Origin of the sequence: Saccharopolyspora hattusasensis, from assembly GCF_050972075.1 — a bacterium.
Lineage (GTDB): Bacteria > Actinomycetota > Actinomycetes > Mycobacteriales > Pseudonocardiaceae > Saccharopolyspora > Saccharopolyspora hattusasensis.
Genome location: NZ_JBPCDC010000001.1, coordinates 8,714,998 through 8,733,080, shown reverse-complemented (window position 1 = coordinate 8,733,080; position 18,083 = coordinate 8,714,998). Strand labels below are relative to the sequence as shown.

The following is an 18,083-nucleotide window of genomic DNA, read 5'->3' as shown; positions in this document are numbered from 1 at the left end:
CTACCTCCGGTTGAAAGCCATGTCTTGCTTGCGGACAACACGAGCCAGCACCCGGCCGCCGGTTTCGTCAATCGTGAACGCCATGCCCTCAAGCGCGGCCCGGAGATCATCGATCGACACACCGCCACCCGCGCCCGCACTCGCGCCACCCGCGTACACCTGCCCGCCAGTCGCGGCGAAACTCGGAGCGGGAAGCCCAGCTTCCGAGAGCCGGTTAGCCGCGGCGGACACACCGCCCTCCATCGAAGTCAGGCCCCGGATAAGACCCTGCCCAACCATCCGACCGGCCCACGCAGCCTCGCGGCTCGGCGAGTGGATACCGAAGAACGAGAGCACGCCGTCCCACGCGCCCTTGACGATTCCAATCAGCTTGTTGTAGATGGCGCCTCCCATCTGCCCAATGCCGTTGATCAATCCCTGCATCAGGTCACGGCCCCAACCGATCGCGCGGTCAATGAACCCAACGATCGCATCAACCGCGGTCTGCATGATGCCCTTCACCTTGTCCCAAGCGGTCCGCATGAAATCCACCACGGTGGACAGAGCGCCGCCGAGCTTTTGAACCAGCCAAACAACAAGCTCGCTGACAACGCCGATGAGCTGCCGAATGATCGGCATCGCCAGATTCAGGATGTCCGTCGACAACTGGACAATCAGCGAGATCACTGGGATGAGCGCGGCAATGATCTCCGTCAGGACCGGAGCCAAACCGGACACCAGCTCGGCCACCAGCTGAACAATCGGCGGGATCAGCGGAAGCACTGCTGCAACAAGCTGCCCCACCATGCCGATCAGCGGAGCTAGCGCCGTAACGATCTGCACGAAGATCGGTGCTAGCTGCTGGAATACCGGCAGCAGCGCGGCAACCAAGACGCCGACGAGATCCGTGATCATCGGCAGCAGCGCGGCCAGCAAAGGGCCTGCCAACTCCGCAAACGCTGCCAGCAGCGACCCGACGATCGGCAGCAGATCACCGATAGCCGTACCCAACACCGAGAACACGTCCCCCATAGGCCCGGCCGCAACGGACAGGTTCGCGAACATCGCGCCTAGCCCGTCACCGAGCGACGTCATGAAATCGGCTAGTCCATCCATCACCGGCCCGGCCGCCTCGATCGCCGTCAGGAAGCCAGGCATAGCACGAGCCGCGAACCCGGTCACGCCCTCCGTGAGAGTTGTGATGTACGGGCCAATGGCCCCAAACGCTTGACCGATCATCGGGGCGATCTGATCAAAGGTCTTGGTCAGTTCGCCGGCCACGTTAGTCAGCACGGGAACGAGTGGGGCGGCTAGCTGTTGCAGCTGCCCCCACACGTGATCTTTCATCTGCGTGAAAGCCGTCTGCACCTGCTGACTCTGCGCCGCAGCGGCAACGCCGAGCGCGCCGAACGCAAGCGGCAGCGCGGCCAGGCCGGCAGCGGCGGCAACGCCACCAGCGGACGCCGCCGCCGCAAGCCCGGCCATAGCCTTAGATGCAACACCGAGACCACCCGCACTCTCCCGGCCGACAAGCGCCAAGGTCGCCGCGGTTTCGACGGCTTCCCGCCGGATCCCGGCAAACACTTTGGACACGCCATCACGGCCCAAGATGTTGAACAGCAACGACGTGTCCGCCATGTCAGCGACCCCCCTTAGCTCGCTCGTTCATCTGATCGACGTACGCGCACGCCGCCTCGAACTCGGCGACCGTCAACCGCTCCCGCTGCTCCCACGGGCGGATATGCAGCAGCTCGGAAATCGCCATCGCGTAGCGTGCGCGTTTCGCCGCTAGCTCTCTTTTCCCAGGGTCTTGCCCTCGTACTTGGCAAGGCTCGCGTCAATGAGCGCTTCGGCCTTCGCTCGCGCAGTCGAGTCCTGAACCGTCGCGATGTTCGCCTTCGCTTCCAGCAGTTCCTCATGGTCGAGGTCGATCTTCACTTCGCCCATGCGGAACTTGGGTGTGTCCGCGAACTTCAACGCCGGGAGATCCTGTCGCAGCATGAACCACAGCATCACGCGGAGCGCACGTGCCCGCCCCTGCATCGCTGCCTGCACCCACTGCGTGAACCCTTGATCCGCGTGGGTCTCGATCAACTCGGCGGTTTCCACGTCCACATCAGACGGTTTAAACTCGATGACGCGTTCCGCGCCGCCACCGGGGGTGTAGGTGACGATCATCTGACTAACCTCGCTATCTTGTCTGCCGTTTCGTCCATTGCCTTCACCACGGCGCGCCGGAACTTGCGCCGGTTGTTTTTCATCGTGTCGTCAAACCAACCCGGTTTACCCGTCTGGTCCGCCCACTTCTGCCGGTTCCCGAACCTCGGATGCCGCCACTTGCGCGCGTTCGTCCGACGTGGTGCGTCCTTGAACCCGCGCACGGATTCCGTTGTCCCAACGACGATGCGCGCACCAACGGACTTACCGGCTGGCCTCGCCTCGATGCGGACTTTCTGTGCGATCGCCGACCGCAGCGAACGGCCTTTGTGAGGCGTTCGCGACGGCATCGACTTAATCGCCTGCCTTGCTTCCTGCCGTGCCGGACCGGCAGCGCTGCGGATGTTGCGCACAAGTTCGCGCCGCAACTCCTTACCATCTTCGGCTTTCCGCAGCGCTGCGCCGAGCCTCTTAAGCTCACGCTCAGGTCCCGACAGGTCAAGGTCTATGGAAGACCTAGCCATTTTCCCGCCTTTTTACGCGGTGGCGCGGGTGATCGCTCCGCTCGTAGTCCATTCCACCTCAGACTCAGCGATAGCGCCCACGTCGCCAGCAACCGGCGAGTGCCCGTTCACGAGGACAGTGCCCCGGTACTCCGGGTTGGTGGCCGACGCAGGGTCGGACGTTGCGCGCACCGCGAACGGGACCAACGTCCCGAACAGGGGCCAAAGCGTCTCGTCCACCGCGCCCGCGGCGAAATCTTGCTTGAACGTGATCGACAGAGACCCGGACTTGAGTCCGCCGAGAAATTCCGACCAGCCACCAGATCCGAACGTCGTCGCGTCCTGGTCGTCAACCTCGAGCGACAACTCACACGAGCTCGCCCAATCGGACAGATCCACACCGTTGATCTTTACAAAGGTGTTCTTGAGAACCAACTTGGCCACGGTAACCCCCTATGCAACGCCAAGCGTGACAACAACTTGCGCGGTACCTGCGAGCGTCCACGCAGCCCGCCAATACGAGTCAGCCACCGGACCCGCAACCCGGATTACCGTTGCACCGGGACCGGTCGGCGCGTACGTGCTGCGCACCTCTGTATCAGTCCACGTGCCGTCCGGTGCTGACTCGATGTCGATCGACAATGTGCCGGCCAACGCCAACACGTGGACCGTAGCAACCAAGGCTTTGCCCGCCGGAACCGTGAGTTGCCGACCAGTCGAAGCGCCCGACGCGACAAGCGCTGTAGGTGCCACCTCAACGACAGCACGCACCAGTGCACCGGAACCGGCCGCCTCAGCTTCCCACGGGGCCACCGCGCCCACGTCGCCGAGAACCGTGTAGCTGGTCGGCAAAGCGGTCAGGCTGTATGCGAGTGAGCCAGCCTCAAGCAGGCTCGGCGAAACCGTCCACGGCACGGCCACGCCGCCGTTTATCTGGGACCACGTCGCGTCATCCACCTTGGACGCGTCGCCTGCTTCCCACTGCCCGCCAGCTGACACCGTTGCCGACGACAAGCCGCCGATAACTTCGGCCCAACCACCGGACGTGAAGCTGGTTGCTTCCTGGTCGTCCACTTCGGCGGACAGTTCAACCGTGTTGCTGTGGCTGGAAAGATCCGCGCCACCGGCGACGATTCGCGCGTCGGTAAGCGCGAACTTAGGCATTGCCGTCTCCAATCACTGTGACACTGAACTCCGCGCCGTAGTACTGGTTCCCCGCGTGCTCGTAGAGCCCATACCCGGACCAACCGGTTACGCGGAGATCGTGACACGCGCCGCCCAGCGTCGAATCCCATTCGAGCGCCGCCTTAAGCGACTGCTCACCGGAACCCGACAGGAACTCGTCTAGCTGCCGTTGCCCGCTCCGATCGTCCGCCCACGCCACCAGTACACGGCAGACAACCGTCAACGTGTCCATGCCCCGGCCAAACGCCCCATCGAAATCACCGGTCACCTCACCAACGAAAAACGTTGGCGGCGCAATGGAATCTGGCGTGTAAGCGAACGTCCGCAGGTTCGGGATACGAGTAGCGTTGCCGGCCAAACCGGCCCGCACGGCGATGATGTCCACGCTTCCCCCTACAGCACTCGCGGCCCAGTCGGCCGATACGGGTAGAGCAGGCTCGCAGCCTTCGGGTTATCGCGCACACGCACCACACCGAACTCACCGAAGCCAGCAACACCGAACGGGGCATCTTTCAACTTGAACAGCTCCGCCGCGATAATCAACGTGGCTTCCTTCACGGGCGCCGGAACCGCGGCCCAACCCCAACGGGCAGAAACCTCAACAACGCTGCCGACGGGCCACCGGCCGACGCCAACCGTCCGCAGTTTCCAGAACGGCCCGGGGCCGAACGGCTCGGCGGTGTATGCGCCCGCCTCCAACACGGTGCCGCTCACGGTGACCGTGAGGCCGTCCGCCGTACTGAAATCATCAACCACCAGCAGCACCGGCGTTGTTGCCCTGAACTGGCGGACTGACGCGGTGAACGCATCGTTGAACTGCCGATCGCAGAACGACTCGACCGAACGGGACGCGGCATCGAGCGCCGCCGACAGCTGCGCATCGTCCACGGAATCCGCGATGCTGAAACGCGCTTTGAGGTCTGTCAGCGTCGCGTAACTGTCGCCAAGCGCCATGACTTACCCGTTCTTTCGTGGACGCCCCGGACCGCGCTTCACCGGCACAGGAATTGGCTCCGGCTCGGGCTCCGGATCGGGTGCCGGTTCGGTCGTCGCCACGTCGTAGACAACCTCCAACGGCGCGAAAAGCTCCGGGTGCGCGACCACGTACGGATGCCCGGCACGGGCCGTTTCCCCGGCGCCAACACGGACCATCCGCCCATCATGCACGAACACAGCGGAGGCGCGAGCAACGTAGATGTCCATCACAAATCCAATCGGCACAAGGAAGAACGGGGCCACGGCCACCCCCAACCGTGGCCCCGTCCAATCCGCTTATCAGGCGGCGGTCACACGCAGCAGGCGGAACGCGTCCGGGACGAGAACCTTGGACGTGTTGCGCCAAATCGCGTACAGACCACGCTGCCCCGTCGGGTAGTTAGCGGTGGTGCCGAACAGGTGCGGCACCAGCTCAACGGACATACCAACCCGGTCAACAATGGCGAACTTCGAGAAATCACCGAACAACAGGATGTCGTTCGTGCCCGTGTTGATCACGCCATCCATTGCGGATGCCTCGTGCGCCGGGTAGCCCACCAGCTCCGACGGCTGACCCGCACCGATCCGCTCCCACAGCTGCGCGCCACCCTGCGTGTCGAACTGGCGAATCAGGTTGTAAATCGCCTTGTTCGCCAGGTAACGGCCGTTCGACCGGTAGCGCGGACCAAGAGCTGACTCCAGCGCATACACGTCGGAAGCGTCGAACGTAGCCCCACCATCCACGCGGGAGCCAGCAACCGCGGCCACACCGGTCACAACACCCTGCGGAGCGGTCCCCGTGCCAGTGCCAGTAACGAAGCTGGTCGCCTCTTCCTGGTCCTTCGCGTCAGCGAGCATCATCGCGATCTCGCTACGCAGCTGCGGCCAGTCGCCGTCAACCTCGATCGAGAACGGAACGAACCCATGAACGCGAGTCGGCGTGATCTCCGGCTGCGCCACAGTCGGGCTGTTGTCGGTCGCTTCCGCAGCTTCCGCAGCGCGCGACACCGTGACACCCGCAGAGGTCACACCCTGCCAGGTGTTGCCGGTGATCTGAATGACCCGGGCAATCTGGCGCAGCGGGTTGACGCTGCCAGCGTTCGCGAGAATCACGGTCGGGTCAAGAGCGAACGGAACCGCGTAACCGCCGTTCGCGTCCACCCCAGTAGACAGCGCCCGCGCCTCCTCGCCCATCAGGACACCCGCGGTGCCGGCCATCACAGCCCGGCCAAACGCACGCTCGTAGACAGGGTTCGCAGTGGCGGTGATCCGCTCGGCAAGGGTGCCGTTCTTGCCGTCAACGTTGCGCAGCAGGTGATCCACCTGTTCGCGCGCCGCGTCAGCCTTGACGCCAGCTCCGAAGCGGGCAGCGCCCACCGCGCGGAAAGCGTTGTCCCGCAGCTTCTCGGCGTAGTCATCGCGGGAGTAAGACGCCTGCCGGATCTCGTCAACGGTCTGAACGCCCTTGTTGACCACCACTCCCGGCCCCTTCGGGGCAACCCGCTCGGCAACCATGCCGTTAGGCAGCGCGGTACGCTCGCCAACCTTCAGATTCGACAGCAGCGCCGCGCGCTCCTCCGTCTCCCGGATCGCAGCCTTGTGCGTGTCCAGCTCGACAGTGAGCTTGTCCCAGTTGGACCGGGCGCCCTCGTCCATCGCGCGACCCTCGAACTCGTCGGCGAGCTGGTGAAGCTCGGCCTCAATCTCAGTGACCCGGGACCGGCACTCGGCCAGGGTCAAACGCTGCTCATTCACAGCGGCAATCCCTTCATCTTTAGCGGCCGGAACGCCACTTGCGCCCGGAACATCTTGGGAGCGAACACCAACCGATGTCGCCTCATAGGCCGGGAACACAACCGGCCCAGCCTCGTACAGGTCAACGTCACGAATGACGCGCTGGATCGGCCCGCGGTCGCGTGCGTCGAACAGCAGCCCCGGCAAGTCTCGGTCCGCGATCCGCTTTCCGTTGCCGTCTAACCACTCTTCCGACGTGACCCGGAACGCGAACGACATCCCCGTGATCGCCCGGCCCTCGATTGCCTGCCGGATCGGCTCTACCACAGGGTTGTCAAAAAGGCGTGCGCGCACGAACAAGCCGTGCTCGTCCTCGCGCAAATCCTCGAACGCGCCGATCGGAACGGACCCGGTGCGTACATCGTTGCCGTGGTCGAACTGAATCACCGGCATCCGCTCGCCGAGCGACCGAGTGAACGCGCCAGGCGCGATCGTCTCCGAGAACATGCCCTCCCAGGAACGAATCTCGGTTGACTCGTTGAACACGGCCGCGTAACCCTCGAGCGTCCGGCCGTCGCCCGACTCGTCCGCCGCGCGGAACTCGACCTCCCTAACCGTCAGATTCGGCGGGCGAAGCTCCTTGTCCGCCAACGGTTCCCCCTTCCGCAGAGACCGGTCCTTGTTTGGCGCCGGGCTCTTGCAACTGAACCGACAACATGCCGGTGTGTTCCAGCAGCGACCAATCCGAGTTGGTCACGGCGTCGATCGCTGACCCTGGGGTGAAGCCGTCGCGGACCAGTGACGTGATCGTGGCCGCCTCTTGCCTCTGAGTGTCCGCTGCGTCCTTGGCATCATCGGCAAAGAATGCGACGCGGTCCGAGTACCACAGAGACGCGCCGTCGGGCTTCGAAAGGATCTGCTCGAGCGCCGAGCACGCAGACTGCCACAGATGCCGCATGGTGCCGTCGCCGAACCGGCGCCGAGCCGCGGTGAAGTTGCCCGCGTTCAACGCTGAACCTTGCAGCCCCTCCGAGAATCCAACCCAGCTCGGCGGAACGCCTGCGGCAGAAGCAAGCCGAGACTCACCCTTGCCCTGCGTCGCTGAAAACTCCAGTTCCCGGAAGTCCTTGCCAATCGTGACCGGGTCAGCGCCACCACCCAAGTAGAGCGTCTTATAAGCGTTCCAGGCGCCCACGTGCCCCGACTCGATAACATCTCGGAAGGCTTCAATCTGTTCGATCGTCACGGACGGATCAAACCGGAACGCCAGGTTCGGAGTAGCCGCGTTCTGGAAGAACGCTCGCTTGTGGATCGTGCTCGCGTTGTCCGCGCCCACATCCTCAATCGCCGGAGTAATCCAAGACATGCCAAGGAAAACCGACTTAGGGTCAGGCATCGGCGCGTAATGCGCCACCACGGACGGATCCAGCACCAGCGGCGAACCGCCGGGTCGCTCGTACACGTAACCCAGCAGCGTTGCATCCGGGGCTTCTGACGGGTGCTCGGCGTCAAAGTGCGAGCCAATCACGATCGTCACGTACTGCGGCCGGAGCCGATGCAGCCGGTTTCCGTTCCGCCAGACATAGGCGTTGCCCGCGGTGGAAACGTCAACTTCCATCGCTGCCAGTAGGTCGGCCGTAGTCCCACCCGGCCAAGGGTTCTCAAGTAGCCCGAGTTCCGGTGAGCCGAACAAGTCACCAGGCTTTCCGCCCGTGAACCGCGTCCACTGGAACCGAGCTTGCGAGAACACCTGCAACCGTGCGGCAATCAGCGAATAGACGATCGAGTTGCCCTGGTAGGCGTCGAAGCTCGTCGTCAACACTTTCTCGTCGCGGATGGTGTTCATGCTCGTCTGCATGCCGGATTCCGACGCTGCCAACGCGGCGGCAATCGCATCGGCCCATCCGTTGTACCGCTGCTCCGTGCGCGCCGGAACAGGGCGAGACGCGGAACGCATCGCGGCTTGCCACAGTCTCACGTGTCGTCGCCCCCAATCTCAAGATTCGCGACCGCGCCACCAGCGGCACAGATCCCCAACCACAGCAACAGCAGCGGAACGCCACCCCACAACAGCAACGCAGCACCGATCAGGCACACGGCCACGATCAGCAGCGATAGAGCCTCTTTCGTCACCGTCCACCCCACAAGGCCAGCGGTGCCGGCCGCACCGAGTCGATAAGGTCAATCCGCGACACGTACGCCCATCGGGCGAGCGTCGCAGCCACCAACGGGGAAATGTCCACGGTGGAATGCTTCCGGCCCCACGCCCACGCGTCGCCGAGCGGACGTGTTTTGACGCCGTCAACCGCGGCCGTCAGGATCGGTTGCTTGTCGCCCAGGTGCCGCAGCGTCCCTTGTGTCACCGAGTCGGCGAACTGTCCGCAGGCAGCCGCGTATTCGGTAGCCGTAGGGATGGCCAGATTGCCCCGTGCGGGCCGTTCCGCGTCTCCCGGGGTAGCCAGTCCCGCCTGCTGTAGTTCGAGCAACAGGGAGCCTGCGGGCCCCTTGGTGTCCAAGGCGACCGCGACCGGCCGCCACTTCGCCACCAGCTCACCCAGGCGGGCAACGAGCCAATCAGTACCGGCCCGCCGGTCGATCACCTCGACATGGCCCAACCCGTCGGCGCGCAACCCGTACGCGCAGATGCTCGCCTGCGTCCGGTCCGGCGTCACGTCCACCGCGAACGCCACATCGTCGCCGGCCGCCGAGTCCACGTCCACCAGCTGACGCCACGCGCGCCGATTGATCGGCCCCGACTCGTCCTCTTCGCTCGGCCAGATTCCCAAACGTTCACGGGCAAAACCCGCGTCGGACATCGACGCGCGTTCACGGGCCACGTAGTCCGCTGTGATCCGGATGCCCATAGCCGGGTTGGCCGCAGCCCACACGGCCGGATCGTCCAAGTCGTCGTCCCACGCCTGGCCCCAGTCGAAGTACGCCAGGCCCAGCGCCGCGTCTCCGCCCTGTAGTGCGCGCTTCCGCATGCGCCACAGGGGCAGCCCGCTAACCGCATCCAGCGGTGGAGACGACGTGTACCAGATTTGCGGGTTTGGCCGGGCGCTCATCGTCGGCATGAGTGCTTCAATCTGCTCATCCGTCAGCGCGTACGCCTCATCCAGGATGATCACGTCACCCGAGAAGCCACGGCCCGACCCTTTCGAGCGGGCAACGAATCGGAGCCGCGCGCCGTTCTTCAGCTCGATACCTTCCGAGCCGTTGTTGTTGATGACGCGCTTCACCATCTTGCGCAACTCGTCGTTGTTCTCGAACAGGGACTCGACCCGCCGAAAAGCTTCCAAGCTGGTTTTCATTTCGTGCGCCGTGTGCATAATTAGCTTCTCGCCGAAAAGCACCATGCCCGCGAGTTCCCGCGCCTCGAGAAGCGCACCCTTGCCGTTCTGCCGAGACACGATCGCGCCCACCTCGAACGCGGACCATTTCCCGTTCGGCTGTTCGCCCAGGGACCGGCGTAAAACGTCCTGCTGCCACGGGTCCAGATTCAGGCCAGCAGCGGCGGCAAGCTCGATAGCCTCACTGCCCGCGCTTGTGGGCGCTTCCGGGTAGACACAGATCCTAGGTTCCTGTCCGGCGACCCTCGCGCTTCCGGGCGAGCTGGTCAATTAAACTCGCCTCCTTCGGCACGGGCAATTCTTCGATTTCGCGAATAACCTCAGTAAGTTGTTTCGCGATTGGTGCAACCTCACGCGGCGGGCAATTGTCAAGCCGCACCGCGAGATAATCGCGAATCGCAATTAGAGACTCGCGTCGGTCGCCCTTTTTCACCACGTCCGAAACAACTGCAAACGAGGACAATTCCATTTCGCAATTACCCCCATTTCGCAATTCATTCCGTGACTACACAACGTGACATCGCCCAGCGTCACGCCGCGTAGCGTCTGGGAGAGAGAAACGGCCAGGTAAGGGCGTGGGGTCGGCCGCCCCTGTGAATCCGTGCCGACCCTGCCCCCCATCACCCCCAGTCACCAGTCACGCGACGTAACCGACGGCGGTATGTAGTCAATGCGATTGCTTCTCTTCGAATTGCATGAACGATGAGCAGGTCTCGCATTGTCCAGGGTATTGCTGCCACCTAATGACAACGGCACTATATGATCTGCTGTGAATGACATCCGGTGATTAGGTGGCAAGTCTAAATTGATTTGCTTTCCACATATCCAGCATATATTGGACAGTGCCTTAAGCTGCTGCACTACCCTCTTCCAAGGGCGGCCCGTTCTGGACCCCGGACTATGCATCGAATCCCCCCAGATTCAACCCATTCATACCGGGAGCGTTGCCCTAGCTGTGCCCTAGTCCGCAGCGTATGGCAGTTAGAACAGCGCACTTCGCACCGTTCGGCCTCGCGCGCAAGGGCTGTAGGGCCGTGAATGGCGTAGGAATTGATCCGGCCACCAGGGGAGCGGAGCGGCTCCACGTGGTCGAACTCTAAAAGGTCGATGTTCGTTTCCCCGCAGTCCACGCAGGGATGTTTGAGTAGGTATTCGGCGAGCCAGCGGCTTCCGGCCTCGTGGCGACCACGGTCAGTCTCGGCCCGACATGTCTTGCAGTAGTGTTGCCGTCCGTCCTTTGCCCGTCGGCTCCTGTGGAACTGGTCCAGTGGTTTCTCTCGGGAGCATCGCGAGCACGCTTTCACGCGGAAACCCCCAGGTGCAGGGAGCCCCCCAGCTCCGGCTTGAGCGAGTTTGAAATGCCGGAGTGGGGGGCAGTCTAGATGGGTCGTGAGGCGATTTGGGTAATGCTCCGCCCCAACAAAGGTGATATTAGGCGAGCTTCGGCGGGCGCGCAACTAGCCGTTGCGTGGACGCACTCGCCGGGCAGCAAGAGAGCTCATTGCCGACTGAACGTCGTACAACGGTCGCCCGCTGCTGTCCCTGCCGTCTACGGGCAACGTGCGAATGGTGTTCACGGAGCGGCCCGTGAGCTTCGCCAGCGATGCCCGGTCAACGAGCGTCGTGCCCTTGCCGTGCTGAACGATCGGCCCCCGTGCCGGCATGCCTGCCCCTTCCCGTAGTCCCAACAAACGCCGTGCCCTGTCTCGCTCTTCCCCGGTGTTGGTCGCGCCGAGTGTGCGCACCCGAGTCGTACTGGTCGATCACGGCTCTACTCCGATGGTTTTGGAGATGGCGCGCACGGTGGTGCAGGGCCACGGGATCTCGTTCTCGTACGCGTCCACGCCACATTCGCGGCAGGACCCGTGATCGGGCCGGTGAAGGTCCAGGACGGCGCGGAGGGCATCGAACATGCCGTGCCCCCAGGCGTGCGGCTCTTCATATGCCCACTCGATCCGTTCCCGAATCTGGGCATCGAGGTTGGTAGCGGTTGCCGGTTCAGGTGCGTCAGGGGCGGCCCGCAGAGCTGCGATGTCCAATGCGTCGGCCGCGTCCTGGTCGGTTGTCCGGGCGAGGATGCGCCGGCGGTTCTCCGGGTTCTGGAAGTACTGCCAAGTTGAGTCAGCCATCGGTTTCCACCCCCAGGGCACGGGCGATGCGCGTCACGGTGTTGCACGGGTGCTGGAAATAGCCAGCGCCCGTGGAGCACTCTTCGCACACGTCCTGTCCGTGCACCTTGATCCCCGTGTGGAGGTCCAGCACGGCGCGGAGGGCGGCGGCGTAGTCGTCTTTCAGGTACTCCAGATCATCGGCATTTTCGATCTGCGGGTTATCCAGCTCGGCCCGAATCCGGGCGTCGAGGTCAGGCATCGGTGTCCTCCTTGAGCGCGGCGAGAGCGGTACGCGCCATGTCGCGGTAGCCATTGGCCCACATCTGGTAGTGGCTCTCCTGCTCCGGAAGGACGCCTCCGTGCCCGTTGTAGATCGCTCGCGCCACCTTCTCGACCGTTGCCGAGTCATCCTCTACCGGCGGGGTCGGGGAGTCGATGTCCTCCCACACCACGCGTGCGCGCTGGGGGCGGTACTCGCGGAGCTCTCGGCCCTCCGCGCGACGGCGTTCCCGCTCCAGTTCGGCCTCTGCCTTCTCGGCGCGGACGAGTTGGTTCTCCGCGTTGGCTTCCGCGTCGAAAGCGCGCGAGTACATCGCCTTGTGCGCCTCCCGGAGCTCCGCCAGTTCGTCTACGACGTTGCGGACGTACGCGGTCGTGAACGCGGGACCGGCCCCCTTAGCTCCCACCAGCTCAGCGATTTCCTGGAACTCGTACCGCTCTTGGGTGAGGTTATGCCGCGCGGTTGCAAGCTCGGCCTCGGCCTTTTCGGCGCGGGCACGCATGTCAGTCAGCGCCCCGAACCGCCAATCTGCGAGCTTCTTCCACTCGGCGTCGTCGTCGCCTTCCAAGTAGTCGTCGCGGCGGGTGACGTGGCCGGCGGCGGTGTCAGCGAGCCCGCGGAGGAGTGATGCGCGAAGCTCGTTCTCCACCGCCAACGGCACCACGGCCCGCACCACTTCCTCAATCAGGCTCGTGATGTCCCACGCGCTTCCCTTGACATCCCATACGCGCTGAGGGCTGGCAACCTCGGCCGCCTTAGCCCAGATGGACTCGTGAATCTCAGACACAGATATCGCACCCTTCCCCGAGTTCGCCGCAGTTCACGGCGTCGCCGTAGCCTTCCCAGTTGTCGACCCCGTGCGCTTCCAGTGCCGCTAGTTCCCGGTCGCGCCGTTCCAGCTCGGCGATCCGCTTCCGCGCCTTTTCCGCGTTGCGACCGGCGACCTCCCCGAAGATGGTGCACATGCGCTTCCAGTACGTCAGTTCCGCCGAGTCTTGGTTGGCGCGTTCGCAGAGGGCGCCCACGAACTCAGCGAGACCCTGCATCGTCGCGCCTCGATCCCATCCCGCAGCCTCGGCAACCTCGGCAAGGATGCGAAGGTACTTGTCGGCGGCAATGGCGCGGTTGGGATCGGCGGCGTTCGCCACGCGCTCGATGCACGCGATCTTTGCTGCCTTGGCCCACATCTCGGCCGATTGGTTCTGCGTCACTTCTCGCCCTCCGCAATCTCTTGCCCACACGCCGCGTACCCGGCAATGTCCACATAGTTGTCCCGCTTCGGCGCCACCACGGACCGCGTCAACTTGAGAGCAATCATCATGTCGGCGACCTGCCGCGGCTGGATCGGCGCGGAAAGCTGCGGGCCGAGTAGGACACTCCACATGGCCGCGATCCGCTCGAAGTTCGCCGCCGGCGGCCCGTACGTGTCGTTCCGATCGCCGTGGATCAGCTTGGACGCTTCCGCCAGCACCCTGGCGCGGGGTGTGTCGGCGGCCGGCTTGGACTGATCAACGGCCGAGCGAACGCCACGCACCCACCAACCGACCTCGACCCTGTTGTCATTCCAGTTGGGGCGCAGGGTGTCAGGAATCCGAACACCCAAGTAGTCGTCCGGCACGGGCGTACCCGCCGGACTGGCCGGCGCGGCGGCATCCTCGTCCGCTTCCCGGCGGTCCGTCCCGTTCGGGTTGCGCAGCGGACCCCATTCGCGCTTAAGGTCACGTAGCAAGTAGCCAGCGCCGCCGGGGTGCTCACCGTTGCCGCAGTGGCACGTGTCTCCGCTCGGCTTGACGCGGAAGAAGAACCCGCACGGGTGCTGAAACCACGTGTCACCGTCGCGATCAATCCGGATCTCGGTTGCCATTGTTCAGACTCCCCAAAGGATCGAGGGCAGGCACGGGGCCATCACAGCCGCCACCCACACCAACGTGATAGCTACCGTCGTCGCGAACCGGATCACCAGATCCGGCCGGCACCTGCGCGTCATTGGACGTCTTCCCACCCGGCCGTCACGGGGCGGCGCTGGATTTTGTACTCCTGCAACGGCCAGTACTTCGGGTTGGTCCGGTGCCGCCTCTCGTCCTCGCGCTTCTCCCGCGACATCACCCCACGGGCAGCCCCGACGGTGCGGTACGGGCGGCCAGCGCCACGGTTGGTGTAGACGGGGGACCAAGCGTCGTCGCTGCCCTTGGCGCGGTGGAGGAGGCGGTACTCGTACTCGGACTCAACGCCGCTGACCGCGTTCACCTCAGCAAGCGCGGCCCGGGCTTCGCCGTGCCAGTCGTGCACGCCGGTTAGCTCGGGGTAGGAACCATCAGGCAGTTCCTCGTAGGCATCTCGGATCGCCCGCGCCACCCGCTCCACCAGGTCACCGTTTCCGTTCTCGCTCACTTGGTTTCCAGTCCCTCATTTGCTCGTTGACGACCCAACTCGATCAGTTGCAGACCCTCGTAGCGTTTGCCGCACACGCGGCACTCAGCGGCCACCACAACGCCCGTTCCGACGTGATGCAGCGGCCCGTCACACAGCGGACACGGCGCCAGGCTCGTCCGCCGCTCCGCGCGGCCCGTCAACCGCAGCAACTGCGCATGCAACTCGTCGATATCCGCGGCCAACTCGTCGAACCACTGCCGACCCGCCGCCAACGGAAGACGGATCATCAGGTACCGGATCGGATGCGTAATCGGCTTATACGGCTCGTAGTCGATTTCCTCGTTAATCCATGCCACCAACGCCGACAGCGTCCCGGGAACCGAGCGGACGTCGCCGTCCACATCGTCCGGGCCGATCGCGTACGGCACCGACCGCCGATCCATTGCCGCGATCACGTCCAGACGCGCCGGCGCGGGCATCCGCTTGCCCCGTGCCGTCGGCTGCCCATCGCCCCGCCCACTGGTCGGCGACGCCGAGAGCTCGAGCCACAGTTCGCCGATTTCGCGGAGGCGTTCAGATGTTGCGTGGACGCAATCGGAGCACACGAAAACGGAATAGGTGGCGGACCGGGAGCACCCGCGCACGATGCACGGCTGCTTCAAATGCTCGAGGCGTTCGACCCCGGACTTATGCGACTGCATCACGCACCGCCTGAAAGTCCTCCGGCCACTCGACACCCAAGAACATCGCGTCAACACGCGGCATTTCAAATCCGATCGGCATCGGCAACCCGAGCCCGGCCGCGCCGACTGTCGCCAGCCCCAACGCGTCCGCCTCGTTGTCGTTGATGACCGGCACATCCGGCGCCCACAACGCGTTCACGGAAGCCATGACTGTGTCCTTATGCGCCCTGCCGTCGCCGGTGATGAACTTCTTCAACACGGTAGGCGGGCACACGGCCACCGGAACGTCTTGCAGCAACAGCCGGTGAACGACGCGCCACCACAACCCGTACCGGTCCAACAGGCTGCCGACCGTCGAGGCGTACGCCGGGCCCTCGATCACCACCAGGTCGGCGCCGTCAGACCAACTCATCACGTCTGCCGTGATCTGTGCGATACGTGCGCACCGCATGTCCAACGAGTCCCGACGAGTGCCCTTAGTCGGGCAGTGCCACCGGAACACGTCCCACGTGTCCCGGGGCGACAACACCAGCTCGGCAACACCCGTGCCCGTGAGACTCGGATCAATGCCAACGATCGAGATATTGCGGCTCATGCCGGGTACTCCTCGTGTAGTAGATCAACCACCACGTATCGGCTGTTCCTGGGGCGCCGGTAACGCCACTTGCCGCCCCACAACCCAACTTCCTGACTCTCGGTAGCCCGCTCGTCGCAGATGCTCGCCAGCGGGCACCCGCCACACAACCGGTACGCATTCGCCAGATGCCGGCGCTGCGGCACCTGGCCCGGCTCACCATCGAGCGAAAAGAACCCATCCACCGGGATGCCCTTGCACGCAACCTCACCCCGAACACCCGGCCACTCAGTGGCCAAACCACCAGCGCGGCGACCCCGATACTCGGTTTCGTACGCGCTCAACCGCATGTACTCCGGGAACTCGGGGGCCGCCGGGCGCTTGCGCCGGCCAACCCCGCGCGCATACTCGCGGCGCCGCTTCTCGTTGATGGCTTCGCCGTGCACCCTCCGATATTCGCGCCGACTGGCCCTGTTGCACTCCCGGCAGTACCGGATCTTCCGTAGCCCGTGATCGGCGGACTTCCACCGGACGTTGTCGCCCGTCATTTCGTGCAAGCCCTTCCCGCACATGTCGGGGGCAGAAGCAGCAGCAGTCACTTTGTGTCGCCTTCCTCGGACATCAGGCCCTTAGCGATGAACGACGCCGCCGACATCAGCGAGTAGTTGCCGTACTTCGCAGCCTTGTAGCCGTCGTGGATCCGCTCGTACGCGTTCGCCGCGGCCACCGCGTCCGCCTTAGACGCCTGCGCCGACATGTCCCGCAAGCCCACCGGAATGATCAGGTTGGACAGGTTGTAGATCCGCAGATGCCATGTCCCGGGGCGCAGCCGCTCCAGTTCGTAGCGCAGCGTTCCACCTGTGTTCGTCGCCCGGTACATGCCTGCGGCTAGGCGGCGGAACCGCAGTGGCTTGGTGTTAGTCATTGGGGTTGGTCCTCCCGCTTGGAACTTGTCAGGCCGGGCGCTGCCCCGTCGCCGGGACGCGCCACGTTTCGTTCAGGTCAGAACGCGGAATTGCGGGTGTCAGCCTGACGATCTGCCCAAACATCCACGCGAAAGCGGAACGCCTCGATGGCTTCCCCGACCGTGGAAGCGTTCTCTTCGGTTAGTACTTCCCGGATTTCGTCATCCGTGTAGCACTCCACGACAACGTCCCAGCCCCCAGTGCTGTAGTGCTCCCGCGCGTGGGCCTTCACGCCCTCGACAAGTTCGGTCAACTTGTTATCCATTGGGCTGGTCCCTCCCGGTCGGTGTTGCGTACATGAATCTAAATCGTCGCTTGCGCGCACGCAACAGACAATTGCAGTGACGCACGTCACGTTAGAACGGGATTGGCTCCTGCGCCTGATCGGCCTCGCCACGCTCGCGCACCCGGTGCCCCCGCGTCCGGTCCGCTCGCGCCTGGCGGGCAACGTCCGTGTTCGACTCCGCGACCACGCCCACCGCGACCACCCGCGCGTCCAGCTCGGCGACGAACAGGCCCACCGCGCGCCGCTCCGCCTCATCGGCCGGGGCAGGTTCCCCATTGGGAGCCGTGTATTTGGCTGCCAGATTCGCCGCTGCCGCGATGAAACCTCGGTGCACATCATCCGGACCCGGAACACGCTTGCAACGGTGCTGGGCGAACACCGGGGCGTGTGGCGTTGCCTTGACGAGCCTCGCCGACCGGTACGCGAATCGGCCGTCACCGACCAGTTGCCACACGCGGAGTCCCTCATTGCGTGCACGCAACTCCGCGGCGAGCGTGAGGGGCACAAGGTCGGTGCGGTACGGCAGCCCTTCGGCGTGCCCGGTCGCTACCAACCGGCCACAGCTGGGGCACGGCTGAACGGCCGGGGGAGTGGTGAGGAAGTGGCTCATGCTTGCAGCCTCCGAGGGTGACCGATGACGGGTGACCGATCGTTTTTAGTCGTAGCGCTATACACGTAAGGCGCGAGGAAAGAAGGGTGTTAAGACGAGTTCTTATATGCGTGACTGTGAAAAAACCTGTCACATCGGTCACCTTTGTTATCTGTTCCTAGTATTTTGGCTGGTCAAAGTAGTTTTTGATCTTGGTGACTCATTCGCCGGTGACTCGTCACCTGGTGACCGATCATCGGTCACCGGAACCCGTCATTGTCACGAAACGGCAACGGCCGGGGGTGACTGGTCGCCACGCCCCGGCCGATAACCGGTCAC

Annotated in this window: 26 protein-coding genes; all 26 read right to left on the bottom strand. The window is 64.3% G+C overall.

What is annotated here, in order from left to right:
- Nucleotides 1-1,617 (bottom strand): phage tail protein, encoded by a 1,617-nt coding sequence (locus tag ACRXBZ_RS41520; protein WP_433883749.1) that lies wholly within the window; start codon nt 1,615-1,617, stop codon nt 1-3.
- Between the two features lies 1 nt (nt 1,618).
- Entirely contained in the window at nt 1,619-1,744 is a 126-nt protein-coding gene (locus ACRXBZ_RS41515; protein ID WP_433883748.1) for a hypothetical protein, read from the bottom strand.
- Nucleotides 1,745-1,767: 23 nt separating this feature from the next.
- Complete coding sequence (locus tag ACRXBZ_RS41510; protein ID WP_433883747.1) at nt 1,768-2,157, bottom strand: hypothetical protein; 390 nt, start codon at nt 2,155-2,157, stop codon at nt 1,768-1,770.
- Nucleotides 2,154-2,660: a hypothetical protein gene (locus ACRXBZ_RS41505; RefSeq protein ID WP_433883746.1), complete on the bottom strand. Its 507-nt coding sequence runs from the start codon at nt 2,658-2,660 to the stop codon at nt 2,154-2,156. Before ACRXBZ_RS41505 ends, ACRXBZ_RS41510 begins: the two co-directional genes overlap by 4 nt.
- A 12-nt stretch (nt 2,661-2,672) precedes the next feature.
- Nucleotides 2,673-3,083, bottom strand: coding sequence for a hypothetical protein (locus ACRXBZ_RS41500; protein WP_433883745.1), 411 nt, complete (start codon nt 3,081-3,083; stop codon nt 2,673-2,675).
- Between the two features lie 9 nt (nt 3,084-3,092).
- Nucleotides 3,093-3,815, bottom strand: coding sequence for a hypothetical protein (locus ACRXBZ_RS41495; protein ID WP_433883744.1), 723 nt, complete (start codon nt 3,813-3,815; stop codon nt 3,093-3,095).
- A complete protein-coding gene (locus ACRXBZ_RS41490) occupies nt 3,796-4,209 on the bottom strand; it encodes a hypothetical protein (RefSeq protein WP_433883743.1) in 414 nt (137 codons plus the stop codon). Before ACRXBZ_RS41490 ends, ACRXBZ_RS41495 begins: the two co-directional genes overlap by 20 nt.
- A gap of 8 nt (nt 4,210-4,217) precedes the next feature.
- The gene (locus ACRXBZ_RS41485) at nt 4,218-4,778 is read right to left on the bottom strand and encodes a phage head-tail connector protein (RefSeq protein WP_433883742.1); all 561 of its coding nucleotides are present in this window, start codon (nt 4,776-4,778) and stop codon (nt 4,218-4,220) included.
- A 3-nt stretch (nt 4,779-4,781) separates the two neighbouring features.
- A complete protein-coding gene (locus tag ACRXBZ_RS41480; RefSeq protein WP_433883741.1) occupies nt 4,782-5,027 on the bottom strand; it encodes a hypothetical protein in 246 nt (81 codons plus the stop codon).
- 72 nt (nt 5,028-5,099) lie between these two features.
- Complete coding sequence (locus tag ACRXBZ_RS41475) at nt 5,100-7,184, bottom strand: phage major capsid protein (protein ID WP_433883740.1); 2,085 nt, start codon at nt 7,182-7,184, stop codon at nt 5,100-5,102.
- Nucleotides 7,144-8,379, bottom strand: a complete 1,236-nt coding sequence (locus ACRXBZ_RS41470) for a phage portal protein (protein ID WP_433883739.1) — start codon at nt 8,377-8,379, stop codon at nt 7,144-7,146. The genes ACRXBZ_RS41475 and ACRXBZ_RS41470 overlap by 41 nt, the downstream gene beginning before the upstream one ends.
- 128 nt (nt 8,380-8,507) lie before the next feature.
- Entirely contained in the window at nt 8,508-8,666 is a 159-nt protein-coding gene (locus ACRXBZ_RS41465; protein WP_433883738.1) for a hypothetical protein, read from the bottom strand.
- Nucleotides 8,663-10,153 carry a hypothetical protein gene (locus ACRXBZ_RS41460; protein WP_433883737.1) on the bottom strand — a complete coding sequence of 497 codons (1,491 nt, stop codon included), beginning with the start codon at nt 10,151-10,153 and terminating at the stop codon, nt 8,663-8,665. Before ACRXBZ_RS41460 ends, ACRXBZ_RS41465 begins: the two co-directional genes overlap by 4 nt.
- Nucleotides 10,154-10,513: 360 nt before the next feature.
- Nucleotides 10,514-10,789, bottom strand: a complete 276-nt coding sequence (locus tag ACRXBZ_RS41455; protein ID WP_433883736.1) for an HNH endonuclease — start codon at nt 10,787-10,789, stop codon at nt 10,514-10,516.
- Between the two features lie 857 nt (nt 10,790-11,646).
- A complete protein-coding gene (locus ACRXBZ_RS41450) occupies nt 11,647-12,012 on the bottom strand; it encodes a hypothetical protein (protein WP_433883735.1) in 366 nt (121 codons plus the stop codon).
- A complete protein-coding gene (locus ACRXBZ_RS41445; RefSeq protein WP_433883734.1) occupies nt 12,005-12,253 on the bottom strand; it encodes a hypothetical protein in 249 nt (82 codons plus the stop codon). The genes ACRXBZ_RS41450 and ACRXBZ_RS41445 overlap by 8 nt, the downstream gene beginning before the upstream one ends.
- On the bottom strand, nt 12,246-13,061 hold the full coding sequence (locus ACRXBZ_RS41440; protein ID WP_433883733.1) for a hypothetical protein: 816 nt from the start codon (nt 13,059-13,061) through the stop codon (nt 12,246-12,248). The genes ACRXBZ_RS41445 and ACRXBZ_RS41440 overlap by 8 nt, the downstream gene beginning before the upstream one ends.
- Nucleotides 13,054-13,485: a hypothetical protein gene (locus ACRXBZ_RS41435; protein WP_433883732.1), complete on the bottom strand. Its 432-nt coding sequence runs from the start codon at nt 13,483-13,485 to the stop codon at nt 13,054-13,056. The genes ACRXBZ_RS41440 and ACRXBZ_RS41435 overlap by 8 nt, the downstream gene beginning before the upstream one ends.
- Complete coding sequence (locus tag ACRXBZ_RS41430; protein WP_433883731.1) at nt 13,482-14,138, bottom strand: DUF6378 domain-containing protein; 657 nt, start codon at nt 14,136-14,138, stop codon at nt 13,482-13,484. The genes ACRXBZ_RS41435 and ACRXBZ_RS41430 overlap by 4 nt, the downstream gene beginning before the upstream one ends.
- A 119-nt stretch (nt 14,139-14,257) precedes the next feature.
- Nucleotides 14,258-14,665, bottom strand: coding sequence for a hypothetical protein (locus tag ACRXBZ_RS41425; protein ID WP_433883730.1), 408 nt, complete (start codon nt 14,663-14,665; stop codon nt 14,258-14,260).
- A complete protein-coding gene (locus tag ACRXBZ_RS41420; protein WP_433883729.1) occupies nt 14,662-15,348 on the bottom strand; it encodes a hypothetical protein in 687 nt (228 codons plus the stop codon). The genes ACRXBZ_RS41425 and ACRXBZ_RS41420 overlap by 4 nt, the downstream gene beginning before the upstream one ends.
- The gene (locus ACRXBZ_RS41415; RefSeq protein WP_433883728.1) at nt 15,335-15,925 is read right to left on the bottom strand and encodes a hypothetical protein; all 591 of its coding nucleotides are present in this window, start codon (nt 15,923-15,925) and stop codon (nt 15,335-15,337) included. Before ACRXBZ_RS41415 ends, ACRXBZ_RS41420 begins: the two co-directional genes overlap by 14 nt.
- The gene (locus tag ACRXBZ_RS41410; RefSeq protein WP_433883727.1) at nt 15,922-16,503 is read right to left on the bottom strand and encodes a WhiB family transcriptional regulator; all 582 of its coding nucleotides are present in this window, start codon (nt 16,501-16,503) and stop codon (nt 15,922-15,924) included. Before ACRXBZ_RS41410 ends, ACRXBZ_RS41415 begins: the two co-directional genes overlap by 4 nt.
- Complete coding sequence (locus tag ACRXBZ_RS41405; RefSeq protein ID WP_433883726.1) at nt 16,500-16,829, bottom strand: hypothetical protein; 330 nt, start codon at nt 16,827-16,829, stop codon at nt 16,500-16,502. Before ACRXBZ_RS41405 ends, ACRXBZ_RS41410 begins: the two co-directional genes overlap by 4 nt.
- 77 nt (nt 16,830-16,906) lie before the next feature.
- Entirely contained in the window at nt 16,907-17,122 is a 216-nt protein-coding gene (locus ACRXBZ_RS41400) for a hypothetical protein (RefSeq protein WP_433883725.1), read from the bottom strand.
- 103 nt (nt 17,123-17,225) lie between these two features.
- Nucleotides 17,226-17,765 (bottom strand): hypothetical protein, encoded by a 540-nt coding sequence (locus ACRXBZ_RS41395; protein ID WP_433883724.1) that lies wholly within the window; start codon nt 17,763-17,765, stop codon nt 17,226-17,228.
- Nucleotides 17,766-18,083: the final 318 nt, after the last annotated feature.